General features: G+C 47.8%; 26 protein-coding genes and 1 pseudogene. 2 read left to right on the top strand and 25 right to left on the bottom strand.

All coding sequences use genetic code 11. From position 1 onward, the window contains the following. Position 1: 1 nt before the first annotated feature. From ACLTD4_RS11620 to ACLTD4_RS11540, 17 genes are all read right to left on the bottom strand, one after another. A complete protein-coding gene (locus ACLTD4_RS11620; protein ID WP_117623200.1) occupies positions 2-634 on the bottom strand; it encodes a ribulose-phosphate 3-epimerase in 633 nt (210 codons plus the stop codon). Positions 635-668: 34 nt separating this feature from the next. Then, entirely contained in the window at positions 669-1,412 is a 744-nt protein-coding gene (locus ACLTD4_RS11615; protein WP_055659290.1) for an ABC transporter ATP-binding protein, read from the bottom strand. Positions 1,413-1,428: 16 nt separating this feature from the next. Further along, positions 1,429-2,196, bottom strand: a complete 768-nt coding sequence (locus tag ACLTD4_RS11610) for an ABC transporter ATP-binding protein (protein ID WP_117623199.1) — start codon at positions 2,194-2,196, stop codon at positions 1,429-1,431. Continuing rightward, positions 2,169-2,969, bottom strand: a complete 801-nt coding sequence (locus ACLTD4_RS11605) for an ABC transporter permease (RefSeq protein WP_055659293.1) — start codon at positions 2,967-2,969, stop codon at positions 2,169-2,171. The genes ACLTD4_RS11610 and ACLTD4_RS11605 overlap by 28 nt, the downstream gene beginning before the upstream one ends. Beyond that, positions 2,969-3,745 (bottom strand): ABC transporter permease, encoded by a 777-nt coding sequence (locus ACLTD4_RS11600; protein WP_055659294.1) that lies wholly within the window; start codon positions 3,743-3,745, stop codon positions 2,969-2,971. Before ACLTD4_RS11600 ends, ACLTD4_RS11605 begins: the two co-directional genes overlap by 1 nt. A 12-nt stretch (positions 3,746-3,757) precedes the next feature. Further along, positions 3,758-4,954, bottom strand: coding sequence for an ABC transporter substrate-binding protein (locus ACLTD4_RS11595; protein WP_055659296.1), 1,197 nt, complete (start codon positions 4,952-4,954; stop codon positions 3,758-3,760). 19 nt (positions 4,955-4,973) lie between these two features. Beyond that, a complete protein-coding gene (locus ACLTD4_RS11590; protein ID WP_270467476.1) occupies positions 4,974-5,780 on the bottom strand; it encodes a BtpA/SgcQ family protein in 807 nt (268 codons plus the stop codon). A 28-nt stretch (positions 5,781-5,808) separates the two neighbouring features. Continuing rightward, a complete protein-coding gene (locus ACLTD4_RS11585) occupies positions 5,809-6,597 on the bottom strand; it encodes a DeoR/GlpR family DNA-binding transcription regulator (RefSeq protein WP_117623198.1) in 789 nt (262 codons plus the stop codon). A gap of 239 nt (positions 6,598-6,836) precedes the next feature. After that, the gene (locus ACLTD4_RS11580; RefSeq protein WP_055659300.1) at positions 6,837-7,529 is read right to left on the bottom strand and encodes an MgtC/SapB family protein; all 693 of its coding nucleotides are present in this window, start codon (positions 7,527-7,529) and stop codon (positions 6,837-6,839) included. Positions 7,530-7,564: 35 nt separating this feature from the next. Beyond that, positions 7,565-8,242, bottom strand: coding sequence for an MgtC/SapB family protein (locus ACLTD4_RS11575; protein WP_002602736.1), 678 nt, complete (start codon positions 8,240-8,242; stop codon positions 7,565-7,567). Positions 8,243-8,372: 130 nt separating this feature from the next. Then, positions 8,373-10,121, bottom strand: a complete 1,749-nt coding sequence (locus ACLTD4_RS11570) for an ABC transporter permease (protein ID WP_117623196.1) — start codon at positions 10,119-10,121, stop codon at positions 8,373-8,375. Continuing rightward, complete coding sequence (locus ACLTD4_RS11565; protein WP_412331319.1) at positions 10,118-11,140, bottom strand: ABC transporter ATP-binding protein; 1,023 nt, start codon at positions 11,138-11,140, stop codon at positions 10,118-10,120. Before ACLTD4_RS11565 ends, ACLTD4_RS11570 begins: the two co-directional genes overlap by 4 nt. A gap of 65 nt (positions 11,141-11,205) precedes the next feature. After that, positions 11,206-12,342, bottom strand: a complete 1,137-nt coding sequence (locus ACLTD4_RS11560; protein ID WP_117623195.1) for an extracellular solute-binding protein — start codon at positions 12,340-12,342, stop codon at positions 11,206-11,208. Positions 12,343-12,352: 10 nt separating this feature from the next. Beyond that, positions 12,353-13,192: a glycerophosphodiester phosphodiesterase family protein gene (locus tag ACLTD4_RS11555; protein ID WP_055659305.1), complete on the bottom strand. Its 840-nt coding sequence runs from the start codon at positions 13,190-13,192 to the stop codon at positions 12,353-12,355. 498 nt (positions 13,193-13,690) lie between these two features. After that, a complete protein-coding gene (locus ACLTD4_RS11550) occupies positions 13,691-15,937 on the bottom strand; it encodes an extracellular solute-binding protein (protein ID WP_117623194.1) in 2,247 nt (748 codons plus the stop codon). Between the two features lie 129 nt (positions 15,938-16,066). Next, entirely contained in the window at positions 16,067-17,332 is a 1,266-nt protein-coding gene (locus ACLTD4_RS11545; protein WP_117623223.1) for an HlyC/CorC family transporter, read from the bottom strand. 376 nt (positions 17,333-17,708) lie between these two features. Beyond that, the gene (locus tag ACLTD4_RS11540; protein WP_117623193.1) at positions 17,709-18,011 is read right to left on the bottom strand and encodes an HPr family phosphocarrier protein; all 303 of its coding nucleotides are present in this window, start codon (positions 18,009-18,011) and stop codon (positions 17,709-17,711) included. A 352-nt stretch (positions 18,012-18,363) separates the two neighbouring features. Here ACLTD4_RS11540 and ACLTD4_RS11535 point away from each other — a divergent pair, with 352 nt between their 5' ends. After that, entirely contained in the window at positions 18,364-20,172 is a 1,809-nt protein-coding gene (locus ACLTD4_RS11535; protein WP_181988662.1) for a bifunctional 3'-5' exonuclease/DNA polymerase, read from the top strand. Here ACLTD4_RS11535 and ACLTD4_RS11530 read toward each other — a convergent pair. From ACLTD4_RS11530 to modB, 4 genes are all read right to left on the bottom strand, one after another. Beyond that, entirely contained in the window at positions 20,158-20,499 is a 342-nt protein-coding gene (locus ACLTD4_RS11530; protein WP_243008334.1) for a hypothetical protein, read from the bottom strand. The genes ACLTD4_RS11535 and ACLTD4_RS11530 overlap by 15 nt on opposite strands. A gap of 100 nt (positions 20,500-20,599) precedes the next feature. Beyond that, entirely contained in the window at positions 20,600-21,172 is a 573-nt protein-coding gene (locus ACLTD4_RS11525; protein ID WP_002602726.1) for an NTP transferase domain-containing protein, read from the bottom strand. A gap of 17 nt (positions 21,173-21,189) precedes the next feature. Beyond that, complete coding sequence (locus ACLTD4_RS11520) at positions 21,190-22,236, bottom strand: sulfate/molybdate ABC transporter ATP-binding protein (RefSeq protein ID WP_002602725.1); 1,047 nt, start codon at positions 22,234-22,236, stop codon at positions 21,190-21,192. 9 nt (positions 22,237-22,245) lie between these two features. Continuing rightward, positions 22,246-23,004, bottom strand: a complete 759-nt coding sequence (gene modB, locus ACLTD4_RS11515; RefSeq protein ID WP_412331322.1) for a molybdate ABC transporter permease subunit — start codon at positions 23,002-23,004, stop codon at positions 22,246-22,248. Here modB and ACLTD4_RS11510 point away from each other — a divergent pair. Then, positions 22,991-23,041 (top strand): annotated as a pseudogene (locus tag ACLTD4_RS11510) (DUF6783 domain-containing protein); the annotation flags it as partial. The gene modB and the pseudogene ACLTD4_RS11510 sit on opposite strands and share 14 nt — an antisense overlap. Before the next feature lie 15 nt (positions 23,042-23,056). Here the strand turns inward: ACLTD4_RS11510 and modA are convergent. From modA to ACLTD4_RS11490, 4 genes are read right to left on the bottom strand one after another with little or no spacing between them, the layout of a single operon-like run. Then, complete coding sequence (gene modA, locus ACLTD4_RS11505; protein WP_055659317.1) at positions 23,057-23,875, bottom strand: molybdate ABC transporter substrate-binding protein; 819 nt, start codon at positions 23,873-23,875, stop codon at positions 23,057-23,059. Further along, positions 23,872-24,675, bottom strand: coding sequence for a selenium-dependent molybdenum cofactor biosynthesis protein YqeB (gene yqeB / locus ACLTD4_RS11500; RefSeq protein ID WP_117623191.1), 804 nt, complete (start codon positions 24,673-24,675; stop codon positions 23,872-23,874). Before yqeB ends, modA begins: the two co-directional genes overlap by 4 nt. Positions 24,676-24,705: 30 nt before the next feature. Then, positions 24,706-25,197 (bottom strand): molybdenum cofactor biosynthesis protein B, encoded by a 492-nt coding sequence (locus tag ACLTD4_RS11495; RefSeq protein WP_117623190.1) that lies wholly within the window; start codon positions 25,195-25,197, stop codon positions 24,706-24,708. Further along, positions 25,176-25,619 (bottom strand): MOSC domain-containing protein, encoded by a 444-nt coding sequence (locus tag ACLTD4_RS11490; protein WP_002602720.1) that lies wholly within the window; start codon positions 25,617-25,619, stop codon positions 25,176-25,178. Before ACLTD4_RS11490 ends, ACLTD4_RS11495 begins: the two co-directional genes overlap by 22 nt. Position 25,620: the final 1 nt, after the last annotated feature.

Genomic DNA, 25,620 nt, shown 5'->3' with positions numbered 1-25,620 from the left:
TCTATTCCTCCTTAAGTTCCTTAAGCATTTCTAACGGATCAGGGCTCTGAAATACCAGACGGCCTAAGACTGCCCCATGAACACCTGCTCTTTCAAGCTCCTGAAGCGTTTCCCTGGTCACGCCTCCATCTGCATACAATTCTACTCCTGCCGGAATAGTTCCGGCTAAACGGATTAAGCGTTCCACTGCAGGTCCATATACTTTTTCTTCTAAATAATCAGGCTCCGATGTCATGAGGAGCAGCTGATCCATATTTTCCAGAAAAGGATTTACTGCTTCTACTGGTGTTTTTATATTGACAGCCAGCCCCGTCTCCAACCCAAGGGCACGGCAGTGATTGAGAAAATAAAGTGGATAGTCAAGCGCTTCCAAGTGGGCTATCACAGAATCCACTCCGCAGGCGGCAAGACCGTCTAAATACGATTCTGGATGACTGACCATTAAATGTACCTGAATATACCTTTTCCCTGCTTCTTTACATATCGCCCTGACAGTCTTCATTCCAAATGTAATATTGGGAACGAAGTTTCCATCCTCGATATCTATATGCAGATAAGGCCATGCCTCCAGATTCTTTAAGACCTCCCCTACTGCCAAAGGATCGGCTGATGCAATTGATGGCATCAGTTTCATTACTTTGTCCTCCTTATTGATATGCCTTTCCCACTTACCACCATCTGATCTGCTCAGTCACATATTTTCTTAACTCAACAAATTGTGGATCCGTAAAGTCTCTCGGCCTCGCTAAGTCAACAATCAGTTCTTCTTTAATCGCAGCCGGCTTATTGGTCAGGATAATAATCCTGTCTGCAAGATAGACCGCTTCTTCAATATTATGTGTGATAAAAAGAACCGTACTTTCAAATTTTTTCCATAACCTGATCACTTCATCTTCCAGATAATAGCGCATTTTAATATCCATCTGTCCATAAGGCTCATCCATCAAGAGCAGATCCGGATACAGGGCAAAACTTCGCCCGATTACGATTCGCTGTTCACTACTGGTAGATAATTGATGAGGATATTGTTTCCGGAACTTGGTAAGCCCTACCAATGAAAGAATTTCTTCTGTTCTTCGATAGATTTCCTCTTTAGGGAGCTTTTTTAATTTCATTCCAAACATGATATTCTCTTCCACGGTAAGCCAGGGAATAGCAGATGGTTCCTGAAATGCAAAGGAAATATTATGTATCCTTGGATCCGCCGTTTTCCCGTCAATTAAAATTTCTCCCGATGTCGGTTCAATAAGCTGTGTAAGTAAATTTAAAAATGTTGTCTTTCCGCAGCCTGTAGGCCCTACCACACAGATAAATTCTCCTTTCTTTACTTTAAATGAAATATGATCCAAAACCTTTAAATCTCCGAAGTTTTTGGTAAGCTCTTTCACTTCAATTTTATAATTTTCTGTCATATACTGCACCCTTTTTCTATATTGACAAATCCGTGTTTTCTGAAATCTCACGGCGCATCTGCAAAAACCTACAGTCCATCATGTCTCTGGGGCGCGGTAAATCAACTTGATACACCTGCTTCACTCTTGCTGGACACTCCGTAAGAAGGATAATCCGGTCTCCCAGCATCAATGCCTCCTCAATATTATTTGTTACAAATAAAATAGTTCTCTTCTCCTGCTCCCAGATTCGCGCAATTTCTTCTTCCATATTATATCGGGTCTGTGCATCCAACTGTCCAAACGGTTCATCTAAAAGTAATATCTGTGGGTCATTTGCATAAGCTCTCGCGATTCCGACTCTCTGCTTCATGCCACCGGATAAATGCTTTGGCAGATGCTCTTCAAAGCCATGCAGGCCCACCAGATCAATGTAATGCTGAGCCTTTTCCCGTCGTTCACGCTTCGGTATTCCACGCATTTTAGGTCCCAGTTCTACATTTTCCATAACGGTTTTCCACGGAAGTGTCCCAATCTTTTGAAATACCATTCCCATATCTGGATTTGGTCCCACCACATTCTTACCGTCTAAACAAATATTTCCGTAATCAGGCTGCATTAGACCGGCAATCATATTTAAAATGACAGTCTTCCCACAGTGACCCGGTCCCAGCAGGATCAGAAACTCATTATCCCGTACCGTAAGCGACAGTTCCCTCACAACCTCATGGTTCTTTCCGTTTTCCATGGAAAAGCATTTGCTTATATTCTGTATATCTAATCTGATTTTATATTCTCGCTCCATGGACATATCCGCCTTTCAAGAAGATCCGTGAAAATAGAAATTACAGTTCCAACAATGGCGATAACAATCATGCCAACCATAATAAGCGGAACATCAAAGGCATCCTGTCCTCTGGTAATCAAAAATCCCAGTCCTGCCTTAGCCCCTATCATCTCAGCCGCAAGAACGACCATTAGTCCGCCACTTGTAGCAGTTCTAAAGCCTGCAAATATCGACTGCATAGCCGATGGCAACGCAATTTCGGTAAGCAGTTTTCTATCATTCGCATGGAACATTCTTCCTACTTCAAGGTATAATGGCTCCACTAAACGAATCCCGGTCGCGGTATTGACTACCACCGGTGTAAAGGTCCCAATAAATACAATGATAACTTTGGGAAACTCCCCAATACCAAACCACATAACAATCAAAGGAAGCCATGCGATCGGCGGAATGGGGCGGATAAATTCAAACAGAGTACCGAAAATAGCATTAAAGGTTTTATTCCATCCGATTAATATACCGAACGGAATCCCAATCCCCAGAGAAAATATCAATGCTAAAAAAATACGTTTTAAACTTGCTAAAATATGCCCAAAGATCAGATATCCATTAATTGGCTTTTCGAAAGTTTTAACAAATCGTTTCATTACCAGATCTGGCCCAGGTACAAGATCCGAATTACCTCTGGAAATCTGAACCCACAAGAGAAATAACAAAACCAATGACAATGCAGGCGCTATCGTATAAAAAATATGTCCGAAACTCTTTTTCCAACCTGTAACTTTTTTCATCAGACAGTCCTCCATTTCACAAAAATATGCTCCAGCTTTGTGAATATCCATGAGAACGAAAAACCCAGGATTCCAATTGTAACCATTCCTAATACAATGATATCAACTCGCCCAAACTGCCGTCCCATATTAATCATATAGCCAAGTCCAGCATTAGCAGCCAGCAGCTCTGCCGCTACCAATGTGCTCCATGCGGAGTTAAGTGCAATTCGTATTCCTGCAAAAGTCATGGGCAGAGAAGAGGGGATCCCTATTTTCAGAAATATCGTAAAGTCTGATGCCCCATACGTTTTTGCTACATTAATTAAAGTCTGATTAGTACTTTTGATTCCCGCTGTGGCATTAATTACACATGGGACAAAAGATGCAAAGAATATAATCATCGCTTTGGCCTCAAGGCCAATCCCAACCCACAGAATGGTCAATGGAATCCACGCAATTGGGGGGATGGGGCGCATTATCTCAAATATAGGGCGAACAAAACGGCTGACTGTCCTATACCAGCCCATTAGCCAGCCCAAGGGAACCCCAATCACAATTGCAAGAAGCAGCCCACTGCATGCAACCTTTAAGCTGACCAGGATATTCGTCTGCAGCAGAGAACCATCCGGGCTTTTATTATTCAGTTTATCAAACAAAGCCGCAAATACCTTTGTCGGCGCAGGCAAAATTTTATCTGATAGTATCCCGGCAGTAACAAAGCCCTGCCAGATGAGTAAAAAAGTCAGAACGCTGAGTACGGAGATTACCGCATACCGGTCTAAGATTTTTTTCATAATCAGCCACCTTTACTCCTTCATTGCCGCAATTTCATTGATGATATCTGCTTTAAAATAACCGCCCAACAATTTGGTATCATCACCTTTCTGATAGCTGCCGTTCTTGATATAGAATAACAATGGGTCGTTATGCATCGCTTCTATTAACAACATCGATCCATCTTCCGTTTTTTCATTAAAAAGTTTTACGTTATCTGACAGGCTGTAATGGCGATTGTTTTCAAGAACTGTCCGGTTCTCTTCCAATGTGCCTGTAGCTCCCGCTTCCTCATTAATTTCCGTAAACATTTCAACCGCCTTGTCAAAATGTTCCTCACTGCTGTAAATCCAATCAACGGTGGCAAAATAAAGTTCCATCCATTTTTTTATCGCTTTATATTTGGCCGGATCTTCATAACTCCTGGGATTCGCACACATAACCGTAGGCAATTCAATTCCCAGATCATTTGCACTCATAACCACAGTGTAGTTTTCCTTCATTTCATCTGCATATGTAAAACTGCCCCAAAGTGCTCCAATCTCCCCTTTATTTGCCCGAAGCGCCGTATTGATGCCTGGAACATCCATATGAGTCATTGCTACGTCAGTATCAGACAAGCCGAATTTGCTTAGGCCTGTAGATAAAACATAATGAAGTGTAGACCCTGTCGGAATCAAAATTTCTTTTCCTTTCCACGTATCTGCCGTCCCATAGATATCCGGGAAATCTTTTAGCGTATTTCCTGCTGAAACAACATCTGAATCATTTTTTGCAAAAATGCGCAGGGAATCGTAATCTCTTGCCGCAGCTCCAATCACGACCATATCCTGGCTAATAACACCTGTCAGAACCCCTCCTAACCCAATCGTTCCGCAGTCCCAGGAATCAGAAGCCATCGCCTCTACCATAACCGGGCCATTACCAAATGTCTCTATATTGGCTCGTATTCCTGCCTTTTCATACCCCCCCATCTTATCAATCATATAGATAATCATTCCATGATGGGAGCCAGTCAAATATCCGAAATTCAGCTCAGTCTCTGTTTCTAAGGGCTCAATTCCATCATAAATTCCTGCCTCTTCTTTTCCTGTTTCTTCTTTTCCGCTATTTCCTGTAACAGTATTATTATCTGTCTTCTCTGCACTTTGACTACATGCAGTGAGAGTTCCCAGAACTAATAACAGACTTAATAAAAGACAAAAACATTTCTGTAACCTTCTCCTCATAAGATACACCTTCCCCTTCTTATCGAAATTCCTTAACAAGATCCATAAAAGCCTTGACTCGGTTATAATCTACTCCATTTTCAAATTTTCCATCTTTTTTAAACGTTGTTCCTACAATGGCACCATCTGCCACAGATAACTGAGTTGTAATATTCTCTATTCTGCACCCCGTATTCGCCAGCACCACCGTATCCGGCACTACCGATTTCACTTCACTCAAAATCTGGGTATCTGTGCTTTCCCCTGCAGTCAGTCCGGAAACACATAAAGCATCCGGTCTGCAGTTAAACACGGTTGTCTTTGCCACTTCTCTGATATTGCGCTGCTCCACGTAAACAGCCGCTTCCGGAACTATATTAAACAGTAACTTAACATTCTGTGCGCCAACCGCATGTTGGTGGCGCACCGTCTCACCACAATTAGTATTCCATAATCCAAAATCACTGGCATAGACACCAGTAAAAATCTCTCTCACAAAACAAGCCCCGGTAGCGACTGCCAGATCCAAAGACGCCTTGGCATCCCATAAAACATTTACCCCAAAAGGAACTGTAATTTCTGATTTTATCTCCCCGATCACGCGTCCCATTGCAGCAAGTGTTTCTTTCTTTACATCAGTAAGGTAAGGAAGGCTGAATTCATTAGAAAACATGACTGCATCCACCCCTCCATCCTGAAGCGCATGCAGATCTTCACGAGCCTTCTCTATCACCCACTCCATTCCCTTTTCCTGGTCATAGCCACTGTCTCCCGGCAACGCCTGAAGATGACACATTGCAATAATAGGCTTTTCAGTTTTGAATACTTCTTTTAACCAATTCATCATAAACCCCTTTCTTTTTCAGGCATATACATTATGCCAAATATACATTTTTTACTTTTTCCTTCATTCTGTGCAGGCTGTTTTCATCGATAGCCTTATCAATAATTACCCCATCAATATCCGTCAAATCACATACTTTGATTAACGCCATTCTGCCTAACTTACTGTGATCACCAATCAATATCACCTGCTTTCCAGCCTGAACCAGTAATCGCTTAATACTGGCCTCCATCACATTTGTATTGGAAATGCCGAAATCCACATCAATAGCATCTGCTCCCAGAAAAGCCTTGTCCACACGAATATTACGAACGTAATCTTCTACCATACTTCCCAAAAGCACATTATTATACCCCTGACGACGAATTCCACCTGTTACAATCATAGTCGATGTTGGGTGGAGAGCTAAATTTCCTCCAATAAACAGGTCATAAGTAATTACTGTCAAATTAGGAATATCGGATAATTCACTTGCCAGGTAATAGGTTGTCGTTCCTGAATCCAACAGAATAGTGTCGCCCTCGTGCACAAAGGACGCCGCCAATTTAGCAATTTGCTTTTTTTCATGCAGCATAATCGTCAGCTTCTCATTATGCTGCCATTCAAATGAAGAAGTGTTATCATTCTTTCTGACTGCCCCTCCATGAGTCCTAACTAAAAGCCCCTGAGTGTCTAAGTCATCCAGGTCCCGGCGTACCGTCGCATCGGATACGTCGAGATAGTCTGCCAGTTCCTTAATTTGAACGCTGCCATGTTCCTTCATGTATTCCATTATCTTTTGCAGCCGGCCGGCTGGAATAATAGAAGTTTTTTGTTCCATGTTTTTTTCCTTTCCTGGTCTTTTTTCTCTTTTGTAGTTTTTGATTGTTTTTGAAATATTTTGTAACTTTCTGCTATATTTTACGTTTTTATTATCACATATGCGTCGAATAATGTCAATATTTTTTACAAAATTGACATTTTAACATTTTAGTTTGCAAATTCTATCAAAAAAAATCTTGGTTACAGACAATATAGTCTACAACCAAGATTTTAGTATTTTTTTACAAGTCAATTTTTTTAAGCCGTATACTTCACAAACTGAATCCCTTCCACCTCTTCCAGAAACTGAAGCACCGCCTCCCGGCTCTTATGTTCCGTATTCTTTAAGCTGATCACCGCCTTCTGGAAGCCTTTTCTCTTCTTTTCAATCTGCACCTCGCCGATCACCAGGCCGGCAGGTGAAAATTCCCGGACAAGATCCGTCATTTTGACCGCATCGTCCAGTTCCACATACACGCTGAGCCAAACATCATCAAAAATCAAATGGTACTCCAGCTTCTTCAGTTGTGTCATGATGAGCGACACGGCCAGGGTGGCAATGATCCCGGCCTCATAGAAACCAATCCCAATACTCAGCCCAATACACGCAGCAGTCCACAGGCCTGCTGCCGTTGTCAGCCCCTTAATCTTTGTCTTGCCCGAGATAATGATGCTCCCGGCGCCCAGGAAACCGATTCCGCTGACCACCTGTGCGCCCAGCCGCGCCGGATCACCGGTCTGGAAATGATAGTACATATACTGTCCGGTCAGCATGACCATGGCCGCGCCCATACAGACCAGCATGTACGTCCGCATTCCGGCCGGCTGATGTGCTTTGCCCCTCTCAATTCCGATTACACCGCCGCAGACCATGGACATCACGATCCGCATGGTGATGGAAGCCAGATTGATGCCTTCCAGATACTCCACTGCCGCTGTCACTGTCTCCATGTATTCCCCTCTCATCCCTGTGTTTTACAACCTGTTCAGACAGATACCCGTTTCACTGATTTCTTCTTTTTGAGTTCCCCCACCAGGAGGGCTGCATCCAGCTCATCAGGCGCTTTTAAAACCGCACTCAGTACGCAGAGGGAATCCTCGTCGGCCAGCTTTATATTCTCCATTTTGCAGCCTGCGTCCTCTATGGTCTTATTAATATAGGAAAAGATATCTTCTTTGTCGCTGTCCTTATACTCGATCTCCAGCTCCCGCTCTTCTCCTGCCTTTCTGGAAAAATATCCCCGTCTCCCTAAAAACACCTCAGAAACCATCACAATAATCGTGGACACAGCGCCCAGCACATACATGCCGCAGCCCATGGCCATGCCTACTCCCACCGTGGCCCAGATACCGGCGGAGGTGGTGATTCCGCTCACATTGTTGTTGCGGAAAAAGATAATTCCCGAGCCGATAAATCCGACGGCTGTCACGATACCGGCCGCTACCCGGGATGGGTCAAGTCGGACGTATTCGCCGAGAACATCATTGAAGCCATACTTGGAGATAATCATCATGGTCGCGGCCGCAACCGAAATGATAACGTGTGTTCTGACACCCGCCGTCTTCTTCCTGCTCTGCCGTTCATAACCGATCAGCCCGCCGCAGACAGCCGCCCCGAGGAGCCGGGCTACAAAAATCCATTGTTCCATTATAAATTCATTCAACTAATCCGCCTCCTGAAAAACAGGAATACCGCATGATATCTTTCATGCGGCGCCCTGTAATGATCTCTTTTTTGCCTTTTGATTTCTTTTTTTACCTTCTGCTCATATTCTTACCCTATTGATCTCTTCCTCATCCCTTCGCCACTCTCTTCTCAAACCGTCTCTGCTTCCATCTTCTGATACGTTCCATTCCATCTCCCTGTCCAAAATACAGTGCGACAGAAGAGAGAATCATCAGAACGACCGTGTATACAAAGCCCATGGCCCTGGCATCAATGGATGCCGACTCATCCGAAGCGGCCTTCACAACGATGCCGAGAGGCTGGTACAGCGGATGGTACAGGAATACCGAAAGATCGTAGTCCGATAACATCCCGTTGAAATTCAGGATAATAATGGACATAATCGCCGGGAAAATAACCGGAAGAATTACTTTTATCATCGTATAGAGCGTGCTCGCACCCATACATTTCGCCGCTTCTTCCAGGTCATTGTCAATGCTGAAGAACGCTGCCTTCACCATCCGGTAAGAGAACGGCAGTTTGACGACCGTATAGCCCACGAGCATCAGAACCAGTGTTCCTACCATAACATAGTTAAACAGGATCGGCTGCCGCTCCCCGTAGGTCGTGGTCAGTCCCAGCGCGATCAGGGTTGCCGGAAGAAGCCACGGAATCAGCATGCCCCACTCGAAGAATACGTCGTATTTATGCTTTGCCGTGCGCACAAACCGGGCGCAGATCACAGCCATCAGTACAGCCAGAACCGCAGCCAGCAGGGAGTATACAATACTGACGATGTACGGCTTGATCGCCTCTGCGCTCGTAAACAGCTTCTGGTAATTCGCCAGAGTGAACGAATTCAGAGTCAGATTGCCCGTCTTAATAGTCAGTGAATCACAGAACGAATATACGATAACCAGGATAATCGGTATCACATAGATGGCAAACATGGCGTAAGCGACCACATGGGCTGCCACATTGAATACCGGATTGCTGATCTTCTGCTTCTTTAGCTTTGCCTTCGTCTTCGACACGGATATGTAGTTTCCGCCCTTTTCAATCCTGCTGAACACTGCCAGCAGAATCATCGTGGCAATTCCTAAAAGAACCGCAAGAAATGCCGCAACCTCCCTGGAAAAACTGGATTTTGCAAATGTGATAATCATGGGGTTGATGGTCTGAAAATTCTCTCCGCCGACAATCAGAGGTGCCGACATGGCTCCCAGTCCGGTAAGGAACGTCAGGATGGTGATGGCAAAAAACGTAGGCTTTAACACCGGCATGACGATCTGGAAGAAGATTCTGCTTCCGGACGCCCCCATATTTTTCGCCGCCTCAATGGTATGGTAATCCAGACCGTGAATCGCATTCTTTAAAAACATCATATGATTCTGTGTACAGGAAAATGTCATAACGAACACGACTGCCCCGTATCCCACAAACCAGTTCGGATTCATGCCCGGAAATACTGACACCAAAAGCTTTGTCAGCAGTCCGTTGGCCCCGTAGACGTATTTATAGCCGGATACCAGCACGACTCCGCCGTAGATCAGCGAGCTCATATATGCAAGTTTTAATACCCTGGCGCCCTTGATATCCCAGTATTCCGTCAGAAGAACGCTGAGCGTCCCCACGATGTTGACCGTAACCACCAGGGTGAACGCCAGAATGAAGCTGTTCACAAGACTCTTCATGGCTCTGGCGGAGCCGAAGACCTTTCCGAACACTTCCGTGGAAAACTGTCCATTTTTATAGAAGACACTGACCAGCAGGTTTAAGTTCGGGTAGATGACAAATGCAACAATGGCCCATACAATGACAATCTTTAAAATCAGGGTCTGTATACTGAAAGACTTACTCTTGCTTCTCTGTTTCATACAAACTCCCTCCTTTTAAAATTGCATGATATCCCTGGATTCATATAGATATCCAGTTCCTGGCCGATTTCCATGAACGGCTGTCCGTCATTGACGTGGATCACGCGGATCTCACATCCCATGACTTCAACGCGGTATTTCGTCATGACTCCGTTATAATCGTAATCCCGGATCACTCCATGCATCTTCGCATAGCCTGGAATTTCCTTTAAACTGATTCTCTCCAAACGCACATAGCCGCTCTTATTCCCATCCAGCGCATGGCCGGTCTGGGTCTCCACCTCGCTTAAGACAGCAGCGTTCAGCCGGTTAATCTCACCGATAAAATCGCAGACAAATTCCGACCCGGAATGGTTATAGATGTTGTAAGGCTTATCCACCTGCTCTACAAATCCATTGTTAAACACGGCAATCCGGTCGGACAGGGTAAGGGCCTCCTCCTGATCGTGGGTAACGTATAGGGTAGTGATCCCCAGGTTCTTCTGCAGCTTTTTAAGCTCGCTCCGAAGGCCCACTCTAAGCTTGGCATCCAGGTTGGAAAGCGGCTCGTCGAGGCACAGAATCTTCGGTTCCAGAACGATCGCCCTGGCTAACGCCACTCTCTGCTGCTGCCCGCCGGATAATTCGGATACATTTCTCACCAGCTGCTCTGACTTGATCTCGATGACCTTCGCCACATCCTTGACCTTCCGGTCGATCTCCGCCGCTGAAAGCTTCTTCACCTTCAGGCCAAAAGCCAGATTCTCATAGACGGTCATCGTCGGAAACAGGGCGTAGCTCTGAAATACCATCCCGATATTTCTTTTCTCTACCGGAGTGTGGGTAACATCCTTTCCATCGATCAGTATCTGTCCGGCACTGGGTTCGAGGAAGCCCACGAGAGCCCTCAGTGTCGTTGTCTTGCCACAGCCCGACGGCCCCAGAAATGTAAAGAACTCCCCATCGCCAACCGTTAAATTCAAATCCTTGATGGCTACAAAATCCCCGTATTTAATCTCAATATTTTTAAACTCAATCATCCTTTTCCTCTCCTTACAAAGAGGCGGTATCATTTATATTCATAAACCATACCGCCGTCCGTCACCTACTGTAAGAACTCAAGCTCACATTTTTCAACCCACTGATCTATGTTTGCTGCTACAAATCCCCAATCCATATCCTGCGGATGTACCTGATCCATAAATTCCTTGATATCGGCCGGTGCTTCCTCCACTGCCTTAGGCTGGCACGGAATGGTGCCGAACTGTTTCATCCACTCTGCCTGAACGTCAGCGGAACCGAACCAGTTGGCGAAATCTACAGCAAGATCGCGCTTCTTGGAACCTGTAATCATGGCCACCTGCTCGGTTACGTATGGAACGCCAACTTCCGGAACCATGATCTGGAACTTATAATCTCTCTCTGTCTGATTCTGAAGAACGCCGCTTCCCCACATCTCTGTGATCGGAACTGTACCGGAGATCGCATTTCCTACGTAGTCCTCTCCCTGTACTTCCATGTGGCCGTTCTGAATCCAGCTTTTCACGAAATCCCATCCTTCATCGGAAATGCCGTACTCCCCATTATCATCTCTGTACCGAACAAGCAGGCTGGCAAGAATGGTCTTACCGGTGCCGCCGCCGAAGTTTAAGATGGTGTATTTATCCTTCCACTCTGGATTTACCAGGTCGGTGTAGTCCTTTGGCGGATTCTGGAGATCGGCGTTCATCATATTGACAAGCGGCTGGATCACGATCGGATAATAGTATCCGTCCTTGTCGCCCAGTGTCATATCCACGTCGCCGGCCCACGAAGGCTCCCATTGATCCAGTACGCTCTCCGCTTTCAGTTTCTCATACTCAATGGAGTTCAGTCCAAATACCATATCTGCCTGCGGATTGTTCTTCTCCGCGATAATTCTGTTCGCCAGATCGCCGCCCTGAATCTGTACCACCTCTACATTATATCCGGCCGTTCCCGCCTTCTCCTTCAGCCATGCATCTCTGCCGTTGGAACCGGAGTTTGTGTAAATAATCAGCTTCTGGCTCTTGTCCACGTCTCCGCCGGCCGCCGCCTTATCTCCCGCTTCAGTATCTCCTGCCGCTTCTGTTTTCGCAGCTTCCTCCGTCTTGGCGGCTGTCGTGTCCGTCGTCGTATTCTTTGTTCCTGATCCGCAGGCTGCCAGTGACAGTACCATAGCTGCAGATAATCCGAGTGCCGCAAATTTCTTTAAGTTCCTCATAATTCTCCTCCTACTTTTCATTTGATTTATTTGATATGTATCCCTTTAACAACGCCGGCCAATCAGTTTGGATAATCTCGAATCCCAAGTCTATCAGCTTTCCCCATGTCTCATCGAAACCAATCTTAATGGCATTATTATCATCTAACAGCCCGGAGAGAATGATCTCATCATTTAAGGTAATCGCGTTCACCCAGGGAGCGATCCCCGCTTTTTTCAAACGACCCATGAATTCCGGGCTTAAGAATTCACTGTCCAGATCGGTAAAGATAAGCTCCGCCGCGGCCACATTGATATCGTACTTCTGAATGATATCCCATTCCTCCGGGCTCTTCATGATCGGCATATACATGATGCCGGTGCCGCTCTCTTCCAGTTCCTTTAAGAGCTCCTCCTCTACACCGGACTTTAAGAGAATCTGGTCCTTCATATCCATGCGGTCTAAAAGGGCGATGATCTCCTTCCAGTAAAACCAGGACCTGTCAATGTTGATCAGGCACTTTCCGCGAAAATGCTCCAGCACGTCTTCTAAATGTTCCAGCTTCTGTCCGCATACCTGCCGTAAGGAATTCAGCGTAAAGAGCTTCTCCACTTCCTCCGACGACATGGTTCGGATATCACGGTCAATTCCCAGCTCAAGAGGCTCTTCCCCATTATGGAATGCGTAAAATACTTTGTCCGTAGTCATGGAAGCATCCACCTCGATCATATCCGCTCCATGAAGCAGTGCGTTTTTATATGCCAGACAGGTATTCTGCACCACGTTCCCACCGCACGTACCGCGATGAGCCGCAATCAAAATCCGGTTCTTATCAATGAGTTCTCTGATTGACTGATTCTTTGTGTACATTTTCCGTACCTCCTTGTCTCTATATCTATTTTATACACCTTTTATTGGAACGTGTCAATAGTATTTCCAAATTATTTTGTTTATTTTACATAGTTATAACATAGATTTTACATTTTTTTGTGCATTTTATTATGTCTTGTTTTATTTTTTGCAGTCAAAAAGCTCATTTTATTTGGCACGTTCAAATAAATATATTTGTTTTCTGCGCCTCATTCGACTTTAAAAGTTTTTATTTCTGTTTAGCTTTCACCTTTTAACACAAGTCTATCCTTACCTCATAAAAGCATTAAAAACACCGCGCAACGAATTTCAGGTATCCTATTACTTACCTAAAACTTATTGCGCGGCGCCTTCCAAACTTTTTATTTCCATTGCTGCCGGTTATTTCTTTTTATCCACGCTCCGTAATTTCGCAGAGTGCGGCTGCATCTTATATCGATGCGCAGTTTAACTTCATGTCAATATGGGATACCGATTTCTCTCCGCCCGCCACTACCGCTAAACTTGTTTTTGGCGATTCATCCCTCCGCCTATTGAGATGGGAGAATTCCCGCTTGTTTCGTTAAATGCCCGATCACATTCCTCCTGCGCCTTCTCCAGCGCGTCATCCATCTCTTCGATTCCCGATGCGATGGACCGGATCGCCTTACCCAGGATATCCTCAAACAGGAACTCATTGAAATCAGGATTTCTGTCATGTTTATAAAGCCTCCAGCCGGGTTCGAAGGATTTTTCCATATTCTCGAGCCACGGATAGCGTTCCAGGATATCCATATTCCTGCTGATCTGGCGGTTGCAGACGTATCCGCCAAGATACGTGATGGTCTCCGCGATATCCTTCCGGTACAGCCACTTTAAGAAGCTCATGCACGCGTCATACTTTTTGCTGAATCTGGAGATTCCCACCGAGCCTCCGCCCGACAATGGCTGCCCGCCCGGAACGGTGTCGCAGGCGATTCGCCCCAGTACCTTCGATTCCGGATTGTGTATCATCTCGGAGGCATAGTTGGAAAACACGATATGCATCGCCGTATTCCCCTCCGAGAACTGGCGGGTGGGTTCCCCCCACCACTGATAGATATCACTGCCCGCATACTTACAGGTATCCAGATAATTGCGGATCGCCTGTTTCATCTCGGGGATCAGGATATTTACATTTCCCCGCGCATCGAAGATATCCTTCTTCAGTTCCCGGAAACGCGGCAGAAAATCGCACGCCGCCAGGAATGTTCTTCCGTAAGCGGTAACGGCTCCATACCTCGTCCTGGAATCGGGATTCTCTTTTCTCGTAAAAAATCTGGCCACTTCATTGTATTCTTCAAACGTCTTAGGAATCTCCAGACGCCGTTTGTATTTTTCGAAAAATTCCCTCTTGATCAGCTCATCCTCGAATAGATCCTTCCGGTAGAACAGCATCTGCACGCAGGCATCCAACGGAAACGCGTACTGGACACCATGAACCATGGAATAGTTTTCCGAGAGGGAGGGAAGAATCTGCTGCCGCAGCCACCTGACCGAAGAGTTGGAGCTGTCGAAGGGCTGATAAATCTTATCGCCCAGCTCCGTCATCCACGCCATGTCGATGCGGACCAGATCGTAGGGGCTGTTCTGCACGCAGGCCTGCGCCATCTTGTAATGCTCATCGTAGGAAACCTCGATCATATTAACCTTGATTCCGGTCTCCCTGGTAAAGGAAGGAAGCAGCATGCCGATGGCCTTGCTGGTCAGATTCTGGATGGTCAAAAAGCAGATGCTGTCTTTCTTAACAGCGGCCGGAAGGGGATTATCGTAGAATCCGTCATTTTCCATGATAATCTGCTGTTTCTGCGCGGGAGCCGTCTCCGCATCTTCCCCGCCGGCATTTACGATCTGCTCCGCTATGTTTCTTCCCATCAGCTTATAATTCAGCTCATATCTGCACACGGCCGGATCGATTCCGATGCTCTTGCTGGTCAGCGCATATATAACCGGCATTTTCTTATCCGGATTATACTGATGGGCCACCCTCAAATAATCGGCGTCCTCCTGGCTCATGGCAATCACCGCGTCAAAATCCTCTTTCGATCCCAGGATATCAAAGGCCTTGTTAAACCACATGCTGTCGTCGCTGGGAAATATTTTGCTGGAGCAATTATCGTCCTCCAGCACATCCACCACACCATTAATAAAGCTTTTATTGTTGGAATAGATGCTGTTCTCACAGAGCAAAGCCACATTCTGATGGCCATCCTCGATACACTTAACCGCGATATCCCGTCCCGCCTGCTCAAATCCAAAGGATACGTAGACAGACGCGTCCGGCATTCCCTTTACCTTTCTTTCGGCAAAGAAAAACCTGGTATCTGAAGTGTATAATCCCCTGTTCTTAAGAAGCGAGCTGACCACCACCACCGCCATGGGATTTAAGGAGAGAGCCTTCTTTACCGCTTTTTCCTCGTCGCACTCCAGGTTATTGGTGGATATGAGTTCTATGCTGATGTCGTACTCCCGCAGGTACTGTTCCAGCCCGTTATATAAATCGTTGTAGCATTTTAAGCTGATCTTAGGCACAATGACGCAGACTCTCCGTGCCGTACCGGCCCGCAGCTGCTGGGCCTGGACATTCATTTTATATCCCATCTCTTTGGCAATCCGCTCCACCAGCTGGATTTTTTCGGCGCTGACGTTCCCCCTCTTGTTTAACACATTGGAAACTGTGCCGTGGGATACCCCTGCTTTGGCGGCAATATCTTTGATCGTTGGCATAGGCTGCACCTCGTTTTTGGTTCGTTCAAATTTTATTATTTTCATTATAGCACGAGGGCAGAGAGTTTTCTATCTGTTTTTTGCAAGGGCTTTGTGCAGGACACTGGAGCGGGACTTTCGTACGCGGTTTTAAAACGAGGCTGCGCACGGTTCCATGACCTCCGCCTCCAGCACGATCCTCACCTGCTCCACCCTCCTGTCTTTCATCTTCATGACAGTTATGGTCATATTTTCATAATAGAGCACATCCCCTTCTTCCGGTATCCGCTCCGCCAGCTCCATCACCCATCCGCTTACGGTAAACGATTCAAACTCTTCCTCAGCACTCAGCTCCTCAAACAGCTTTTCCACGCTGGTATTGCCTAAAACCAGGTATTCCTGATCAGATATCTTCTCAATTTCCTGAACCACCACATCGTGTTCATCCCAGATTTCCCCCACCAGCTCCTCCAGAATATCTTCCAGAGTTACAATTCCCATGGTTCCTCCAAACTCATCGATTACCACCGCAATATGCATCTTATTTTTTTGAAGTTCCTTCAGGAGGACGTTGATTTTCTTACTCTTCGCCACATACAGCGCCGGTCGGACAATGGCCTCCACACCGCACACACCGCGATACACCTGATTATAAAAGTCCTTCTGGTAAATAATCCCGATAATGTCGTCGATCTTATCCTTATAGACGGGGAGACGGGAATATCCGGTCTCGCCAAACACCGCCGCTATCTCCTCTCTATCCGCATCGACGGGAATTCCTGTCACATCGACACGCGGGGTTGCGATATCCATGGCTTCCAGCTCTGTAAATTCAATGGCGCTCTTGATCAGGCTTCCTTCCTGTTCATCAATCCCGCCATCCTGTTTCGCCTCCTCCACGATGGCAAGCAGCTCCTCCTCCGTAATGCCGGAATCTCCCGAAGTCCGGATCAGGAGTGAAAGCAGCTTTTTCCACTGTTTGAATAAGTAATTAGCGGGTGTCAGCAGCACCATAAACGCATTTAAAAACGGGGCGGAGAACATGGCAAACTGCTCCGGGGACTCCTTGGCAATACTCTTCGGGGAAACCTCACCGAAGATCAGCACCACGATCGTCGTCACCACGGTTGATATACTGGCGCCCGCCTCATCGCCCAGGAGCTTCACAAATATGACCGTGGCCAGCGACGCACTTGCAATGTTGACGATGTTATTCCCGATCAGGATCGTGGACAGCAGCCCGTCATAGTTTTCGGACAGCTTTAGCACCTGCCCTGCCCTCTTATTTCCCTTTTCCGCCATATTCTTGATCCGAATCCGGTTCAGCGAGGAAAATGCAGTCTCCGTCGCCGAGAAATACGCGGACATAATGATACATCCAATAATAATAACCAATGAGATACTCTGTTCTTCCATAATTTTTTCCTTCCTCTTTCTTCTTTTTTGACACATAGAGTCCGGCTTGACGGACTCTTTCACCAGGGCACGGCTGCTTTTGCAGCCAATAAAATGCTTTTCCACTACGCAAAAAAGCATAGCCCGCCTTTCCCGAGGGAAACGCAGGTTATGCTCCTATGTCAACATTTCATTTTAATTATCATGTTCTTTTTTATCAACCGGTATGTAACTGTCGTATTTGAGTTTGCCCGGTGTGTGTCAGGTTCAGCGTCACTGTCGGCGTCGTCCATGAAATGAGTAAATTCCTTTCTGCATAAAGCGGTAATATGAAAGAAATTATAAAGAACCCCAGCGTCATTGTCAAGAAGCGTCCGTATTCCTTAACGCTTTCTTATCACCTTCGTTTCGGCACCTTTTTCGATGGACAGGACTGCACACCCGGCTGGTTCACTGCATACGGAAATAACCGGTCAAGCGCTTCGATCGCCTCCTTAGCGTCACTGCCGTCTGCCACCACATAAAAACGCTCTCCCTTTTTCAGCTCTCCCGCCTTCAGTATGCTCTTTCCATTAAAATGTTTCTCTTCATTTTCAACCGTAATGCTGCTTGTAAAACGGCTGGAAATCAAAATCAGTTCCATCATCTGTTCCCTGGCCGTTTTCTCTTCTGGCGCTAGATTGTACTCTCTGCTCTTCATTAATCTGTATCCGGTCCTTTCCCTATGATCATTCTATATAACGTCCTACTCGGTTTGATTCGTTTACGTCTGATCATTTTCTCCAATTCTGTTTCGTTCAATACTGTCTTTCTTTTTCCAGTTTATCTTTAAAATTAAATTTTTGTAAGCGAATTTGATCTGCATTTTAAAACTTTGTCTATTTTACCTTATATCCAGGCTTTCTGCATTTGTATTTTTTTCCATCGGTTACCGTTCACAGTCCTAATATAGTAAAATACCACATTATCAATTGCTTTTCCGCCCACAATATAGTATACTGGAAGAAGCAAGAACGTACGTTCTATTTTAACAAAACAGAGAGGAGCCGTCAATGGAAAATAAAATCACACCACCCCAGGCCACGCCGACAGACAATTCCGGATTATCCATTGACTACCTGGTTATCTCTTCCCCCTCCGACACGCTTCCCTACCAGAAGGCAATAAAAGAAGCGCCGCTCCTCGCCATAGACACAGAGACAACCGGGCTCGACCCGCACCGCGACCGGCTCCGTCTGATCCAGATTAGCGCTCCTGGTATTCCTGTGCTTGTCTTTGACTGTGCGGTATTTCTCCCTGATGGAATTTCCTGCTTAAGAGAGCTTCTGGACACCCCTTCGGAAAAGCTGTTCCACAATGCCAAGTTTGACTTACAGTTTCTCATGGGGATTGGAATCGAATGCTATCCAGTCTTCGATACCATGCTGGCCGCTCAATTGCTCCGGCCATGCGGCGGTCCTTTGCGGGCGGGCCTGGCGGCGGTGGCGGACCACTATCTCGGCATCAGGATGGATAAGACAGAGCAGACAGGGCTCTGGGACAGCACCTCTCTGACCGGATCCCAGTTGGCTTATGCCGCGTTGGATGCAGGGATTCTGCTGAAGCTGTACGGTGTGATGAAGCCGCTCCTGGCTCATCATGGTCTCGACCGGATTGCCTCCATTGAGTTTGCCTGCGCTTCCGCCATCGCCCATACAGAATATGACGGAATCAATCTCGATCTGGAACAGTGGGATTCGCTGCGCAGGAAGACCGAGAAGCAATATAACAATGCTCTGGAGACCCTCTACACCTACAGCGGCACTCCCACGTACCAGCTGACCCTGTGGGGCGGCGAGGAAGCCCTGGACGTAAACTTTGAGAGCAATCCCTATGTGCTCAAACTACTGAACCGGTACGGAATCCCGGTCAACTCCACATCGCGAAGAAACCTGGCTCCCTACCATAACCAGCCTTTGGTGCAGGCGCTGACCGAATACAGAAAACACTCCAAATCCCTCTCTTCTTTCCTCCATCCCATTCCGGCCCAGATTCATCCCGTGACTGGCCGGCTCCATCCGAAATACATGCAGATCGGCGCCTGGAGCGGAAGAATGAGCTGTTACAATCCCAATATTCAGCAGATTCCGCGGGAAGCCGATTTTCGCGGCTGCTTCACAGCACCCCATGGAAGAAAACTGGTTCTTGCCGATTACTCCCAGATCGAGCTGCGCGTAGCGGCACAGATTTCCGGTGATTCCAGAATGAAAAGTGCCTGTCAGAAAGGCGAGGATCTCCATGCCCTCACCGCTTCCCTGATTTCCAATGTTCCGATCAGTCAGGTAACAAAAGCGCAGCGTCAGGCCGCAAAGGCTGTGAATTTCGGTCTGATATTCGGTATGGGCGCGGAAGGACTCAGACAGTACTCGAGTCAGTCCTATGGTGTAGACATGACTTTAGAAGAAGCAGAACAGTTTCGCAGTGCCTTCTTTCAGAATTACCACGGGATCAACTGGTGGCACCATGACTTAAGAGAGAGCCATCCCCTGGAAGGCCGGACGCTCACAGGACGCAGGTTCCTGTTTTCCCCGGACACAGGTCTGGCCGATCTGGCCAACACTCCGGTTCAGGGCACGGCCGCCGATATTCTGAAGCATGCCCTCGGCCTTCTGGCCTCCCGGATCCGGGAAAGTGACAAGAAAATCGTAGGCATCGTCCACGACGAAATCCTGATGGAAGTCCCGGAGGAGGAAGTGGACGATGCGGTTGTTCTGTTAAAAAATACGATGGAAGAAGCCGCACATGCGATACTCCCTGATGTCCCCTGTGAAGCGGATGCAAAGGCCGCTGATTCCTGGGCAGGCAAGTCAAAAACCCCGTAGCTTCATAAGACGCCGCGCCCTGGCACACACCTGTTTTCTGTCATTTTCCAGGTTACATTCTGCGAAGGCTGCCATTTCCTCTCTATAGGCAGAACCTGGGAATTGTTCCAGAAAGCATTCCAGAATATGTCCCTTTGCAACATTCCGGCATTCCGGAGACGGCACACCGTGATGGAAAAACGTATGACCGTCTATATTCAGAAGAAGGGGAATGATCGTCGTTTCCTCTTCCGGACAGACCTTCAGAAGCTTCCCGACACACAAGACCGTATTGTTGAATTCCGCAACCTGCTGCGACCGGAACGAGAGGAGATCCTTCTCTCTCATTTTCCCCAGATGTCCCTGCCACCGGCTTCCAAAAGCCCCGGAAGCGTAAGAAGCATTCCCCACTTTATAAAATTATTTTCGCTGTGAGGGGGCATTTGCCTCAGCCTCTCACATCGATATCCACAAGCTCCAGGCCATCATCCACTTCATGCAGATAGAGGTCGTCTATATGCCTGCGCAGAACCCGTTTTCCTCCCACATCGCCTTCCAGCGCCAGAAGCTCATTCCTGTATGCCTCCGAAAAAATCGCGGGGTTTCCGAACTCCCCCATATTGCACAGACAGCCGATTCCTCTTTTGCTGTTTTTCCAGCCTTCGATCAGGCCCTCTATGGTGGCTGCCTTCAGATACGGCTGGTCACAGACCGCGAAGCAGTACGAGGCTTCTTCACCGTCCGGTGATGCCGCGGCTTCCAGGGCCAGGTGGATCGAATGAGAGATTCCCAGACTGCTCTGTACGTTCTCTACCACCACATACCCTCTTTTTTCCAGGTCTTCCATAATCTCAGGATACTGTGTTACTATGATTTTATCATCGAAAAGGCCATCCGGCAGTTTTTCCACCTCCTCCACGATATACTGATACATTGGCTTCCCGTGAAACGGGGTAAGCAGCTTGTTTCCATCAAACCGCCTGCTGTTTCCTGCTGCCAGCAGTATAAGAGTCAGTTTCATCCGCCAAATCCTCCATTCTACCTGTCCTTTAAAAAGAAAATGCTCTCCTCCGGAACTACCAGGCGCTCCGGCACCCGCTCTTTCATATCATCCTTCCAGCGCCCTTTCGGTATTTTCCACCAGAGATCATTTTCCAAAATAAGCGTAACCTCAAAGGGGTCATCCAGAATCTGCTTCAGGCGGCACTCCATCACATTTTCCTTTTCCGCCTCATGGGCGGCGGTAAAGTAATGGGCGCGTATTCCGATAAACGGCCTGTCCTTTGGGACTTCTCTGTCTCTCATTATAACCTGAATATCCCAATTTGGCACGTAAAATGTGTGGGCATCCACATATTTGATGTCCAGAATATTTTTACATCCGGTCAGTTTGGCCGCCGACACGGTCTCAGGCTCTTTAAAGACATCCTTTACGGCCCCCGACACCACAATTTCACCCTCGTTGATCACGTGGATTGTACTGCAGAAACGATAGATCTCATCTCTGCTGTGCGTGACAAGGAGTACGTCACCGTCATAGTTTCTCAGTTCCTCCAGCTGTTCCAGCTGAAGCTTCTCCTTCAGATAGTAGTCCAGAGCGGAAAATGGTTCGTCCAGCATCAGCACCTCCGGCTTCGATGCCATAATCCTGGCCAGGGCAGCTCTCTGCTGCTGGCCGCCCGATAGTCTGGAAGGATACCGGTCCGCCAGTTCGCCGATATGATACATGTCCAGATACCGCATGGCGGCTTCGCGCCGCTCTGACTTGGGGCAGGATAGGGCCATCTCCACATTTTCCCGTATGGTCATGTGGGGGAACAATGCATAGTTCTGAAACAGATAACCGACTCCCCTATCCTGAATTTTTACGTTGATCCCTTTTGCCGAATCAAACAGCACGCGGCCATTTAACTCGATTCTTCCCTCGTCCGGTGTGAAAATTCCCGCAATGCACTTTAAGGTCATACTCTTGCCGCATCCCGAGGCTCCTAAAATCCCTGTGATTCCGGAATCTCTCTCCGTGTCGAAGGCGACATTTAAAGTCATATCCCTCAATTTTTTCTTGATCTCTACCTTCAGGCTCATGGCTCACTCCTATGAAAATTTCTTTTTGCCTGCGGCGGCCACATTCATACCTGCCACGATGAGAAGGGATATGGCAACGATAATAATCACGTATTTCCCCGCTCCCTCCATGTCTCCCGCCGCCACCTCTGAATAGATGGCAAGGGGCAGCGTCCGCGTCTTTCCCGCGATATTTCCGGCGATCATGGCCGTTGCTCCAAATTCTCCCAGTCCTCTGGCAAAGGCCAGAACACCGCCCGAGAGAACTCCCGGCATGGCCATAGGCATAAGAATCTTCCAGAAAACCTTCCGTTCCGGTATCCCCAGGGTTCTCGCCGCGTTTAAGACATTTTCATCGACCAGTTCGAACGCGCCCCTTGCAGAACGGTACATAAGCGGAAATGATATCACCGCCGCCGCAAGCACCGTTGCCTGCCAGGTAAACACGATTTTATAGCTGAATACAGCAAGAAGCAGCTTTCCGATCGGGCGCTTCACTCCAAATATGTAAAGCAGAAAGAACCCGGCCACCGTCGGAGGAAGAACGAGAGGAAGTGTGAGTACTCCGTCCAGTATAGCCTTTGCCCGCTCTGATTTCAGGGCAATCACCGCTCTGGCCGCCCATATCCCCAGAAAAAATGTGAAAATAATCGATATGACTGATGTTTTTAATGAAATGAGAACCGGTGACAAATCCACTTGCTTCTCCTCCTTATCTCTGGAGCGTGTCTGAAAATTGCTTTCTGTCAGCTGTGCGTCACACTTTGTGTGAGATTGGGGCGTGCAGATGGCGGGAATGAATTTTCAGACACGCTCCAGCACATGATGAACCCCCGGCGTTTTATTCTGCCGCTGCGAATCCGTTCTTTACAAAGATATCCATAGCTTCGCTGCTGGCCAGGAAATCGATAAACTTCTGTGCGCCATCCGGATTTTCACAGTCTTTGATGATGCCTGCCGGATAAATCGCCTTCTTAACGCTTCCTTCCGGTGCTTCCGCCACGATCGTTACTTTATCGGTCTGTGCCGCGTCTGTTGCATATACGATTCCGGCCTTTGCACTTCCTTCTGCAACCCAGTTTAAAACCTCGGTTACGTTCGTTCCCAGACTGGCCTTGGCAAGCACCTCATCCCAGAGTCCCAGGTTGGTCAGCGCTTCCTTCGAATACTGGCCTACCGGCACGCTGTCAGGATCTCCGAGCGCTGCGTTTTCAGCCTTTGCAATATCCTCGAAAGAGGAGTAGTTTCCTTCGTCACCGGTCGGTACGATGAAAACAATCTTGTTTTCCAGAAGATTCCTGACGCTTCCGTCCTGAATCATGCCTTCGTCGTTTAAAGCATCCATCTGTTTCGTCGCCGCCGAAAAGAATACGTCGATACCGGCCCCCTCTTCGATCTGGGTCTGGAGTTTTCCTGAACTGTCATACGTTCCCTCAATTGTAATACCAGGGTTTTGTTTTTCAAATAATGGAATCAGTTCATCTCTCAAACAGGTTTCCAGGCTTGCTGCCGCTGCGATGGTCACGGTCTGTGCTTTTGCTGCTGCCTCTGAAGCTGCCTGTGTTGTCGTCTCCGGTTCAGCCTTTCCTGTTCCTCCACAAGCGGTAAGCGCCGCCATCGCCACTGTTAATGCACCTGCTAATAAGATTGCTTTTTTCACAATTTTACTCCCCTTTTCTTCTTTATATGAAAGATGCCTTCCAGCACTCCGCCTCCTATGGCGGTTGCCTTATCGGAAATGGTCCAGCAGTGTTCGACGACACCCCTTGGATCAATATCTCCCGATTTCATTCCCGCTGTCACTGCCACACCGTCCTGAAGCAGCCCTCGTACAACGCCTCCCACCTCTGCGTATATGGGAATTTCTCCGCTGTGTCCTACCACGTCACCCTTGTTAACCAACGTTCCGATCTTCACATTTCCCGTAAATATACCGTCAGATGCGGCGCGAATGATGCGCTCCTTATCGTATCCTCCGATCATTCCGGGGACACCCGTATTCGGAAATGCGCTGCCTTCCCAGATACAGCGTCCCAGATTGTGGCCGCGTTTCGTCTCCACCACCACGTGACAGTCCTCACCTGCCGTAAATCCGGGACCGACACCGATGACAATATCCGCATCCGACATTTTTGATCCCAGATTCACCTTGGCTAAGATAGCGTCCACCACGATATCCGGTCTCCAGGATTCTAATGTCTCACACGACGGATCGACAATTACCGCCACCTTGTCCTGATTCACAGTGTTATCTATTTCCTCCGTATTCCGGCAAAGCACCCCTTCAATATCTTCCACCAGGGCATTTCCTTCATAAACCGCCCGGGAAAATGCGACCGTTCTCCGCACGGTTGTGGGAACCGCAATTTCGGTCATCGCCACGGAAAATCCACAGCGATGCAGCCGGCAGGCGATTCCTGTTGCCAGATCTCCCGCCCCTTTTATCAATACTTTTTCCACAACACTCTCTTCCTTTCACTCAATCTCTTTCTACTTCCTGGCGCACTCTCCGCCGCGTCCCGACAGGATGTCCAAACCATGCGGCAGCGTATCCAGCACGTATTCCAGGCTCTCCCGGACCGCCTTCGGGCTTCCCGGAAGATTGATAATCAGCGTGCCTCCGCGGATGACGCTCACACCGCGGCTCAGCATGGCGCGTTTCGTCACGGTCATGCTGTAGGCACGAATCGCCTCCGCGATTCCCGGAGCATTCCGCTCTGCTACCGCCATCGTTGCCTCCGGCGTCACATCCCGCCTGGAAAATCCGGTTCCGCCCGTCGTCAGCACCAGATCACACTGCACCTGGTCACTCAGGCGGATGAGCTCTGCCTTCAGCGCCTCTCCCTCATCCGGAAGCAGACTCCGGCCAACCACCTCATAGCCCGCTGACTCCAGAATTTCCTTTATCACGGCTCCGCTCTTATCTTCTCTCTCGCCTGCCGCGCCTTTATCGCTGAGCGTTACGATTCCTGCTCTGTACATACGTTTATTTCATCCCCTTCCTTCATCACGCCTCCGTGCAGTACCCGGGTAAAAATTCCGTTGGCAGGCATAATGCATTCCCCCATCTTCTTGAAAATCTCGCAGTGGCTGTGGCACTCCTTGCCAATCTGCGTCACCTCCAGAAGGATATCGCCGCAGGACAGCCTCGTGCCCACGGGAAGGCGGACCAGATCGATCCCCTTCACAATCACATTTTCGCCGAAGGCGCCGTCGCCGATCTCGGCTCCCCGCTCCTTAAATGCCTCGATGGTCTCATAGGACAGCAGACTCACCTGGCGGTGCCATTTTCCCGCATGTGCATCATTTTCAATGCCGAATTCCTCTATAAAATGTCCCTCTGAAATTCCCTTTTTCTGCGTCCCTTTTTTCTCGCTGATGCAGACAGCCATAACCTGACCCATG

The organism is Hungatella sp. (assembly GCF_046966825.1).
This window is presented reverse-complemented; position numbering and strand designations above follow the sequence as displayed.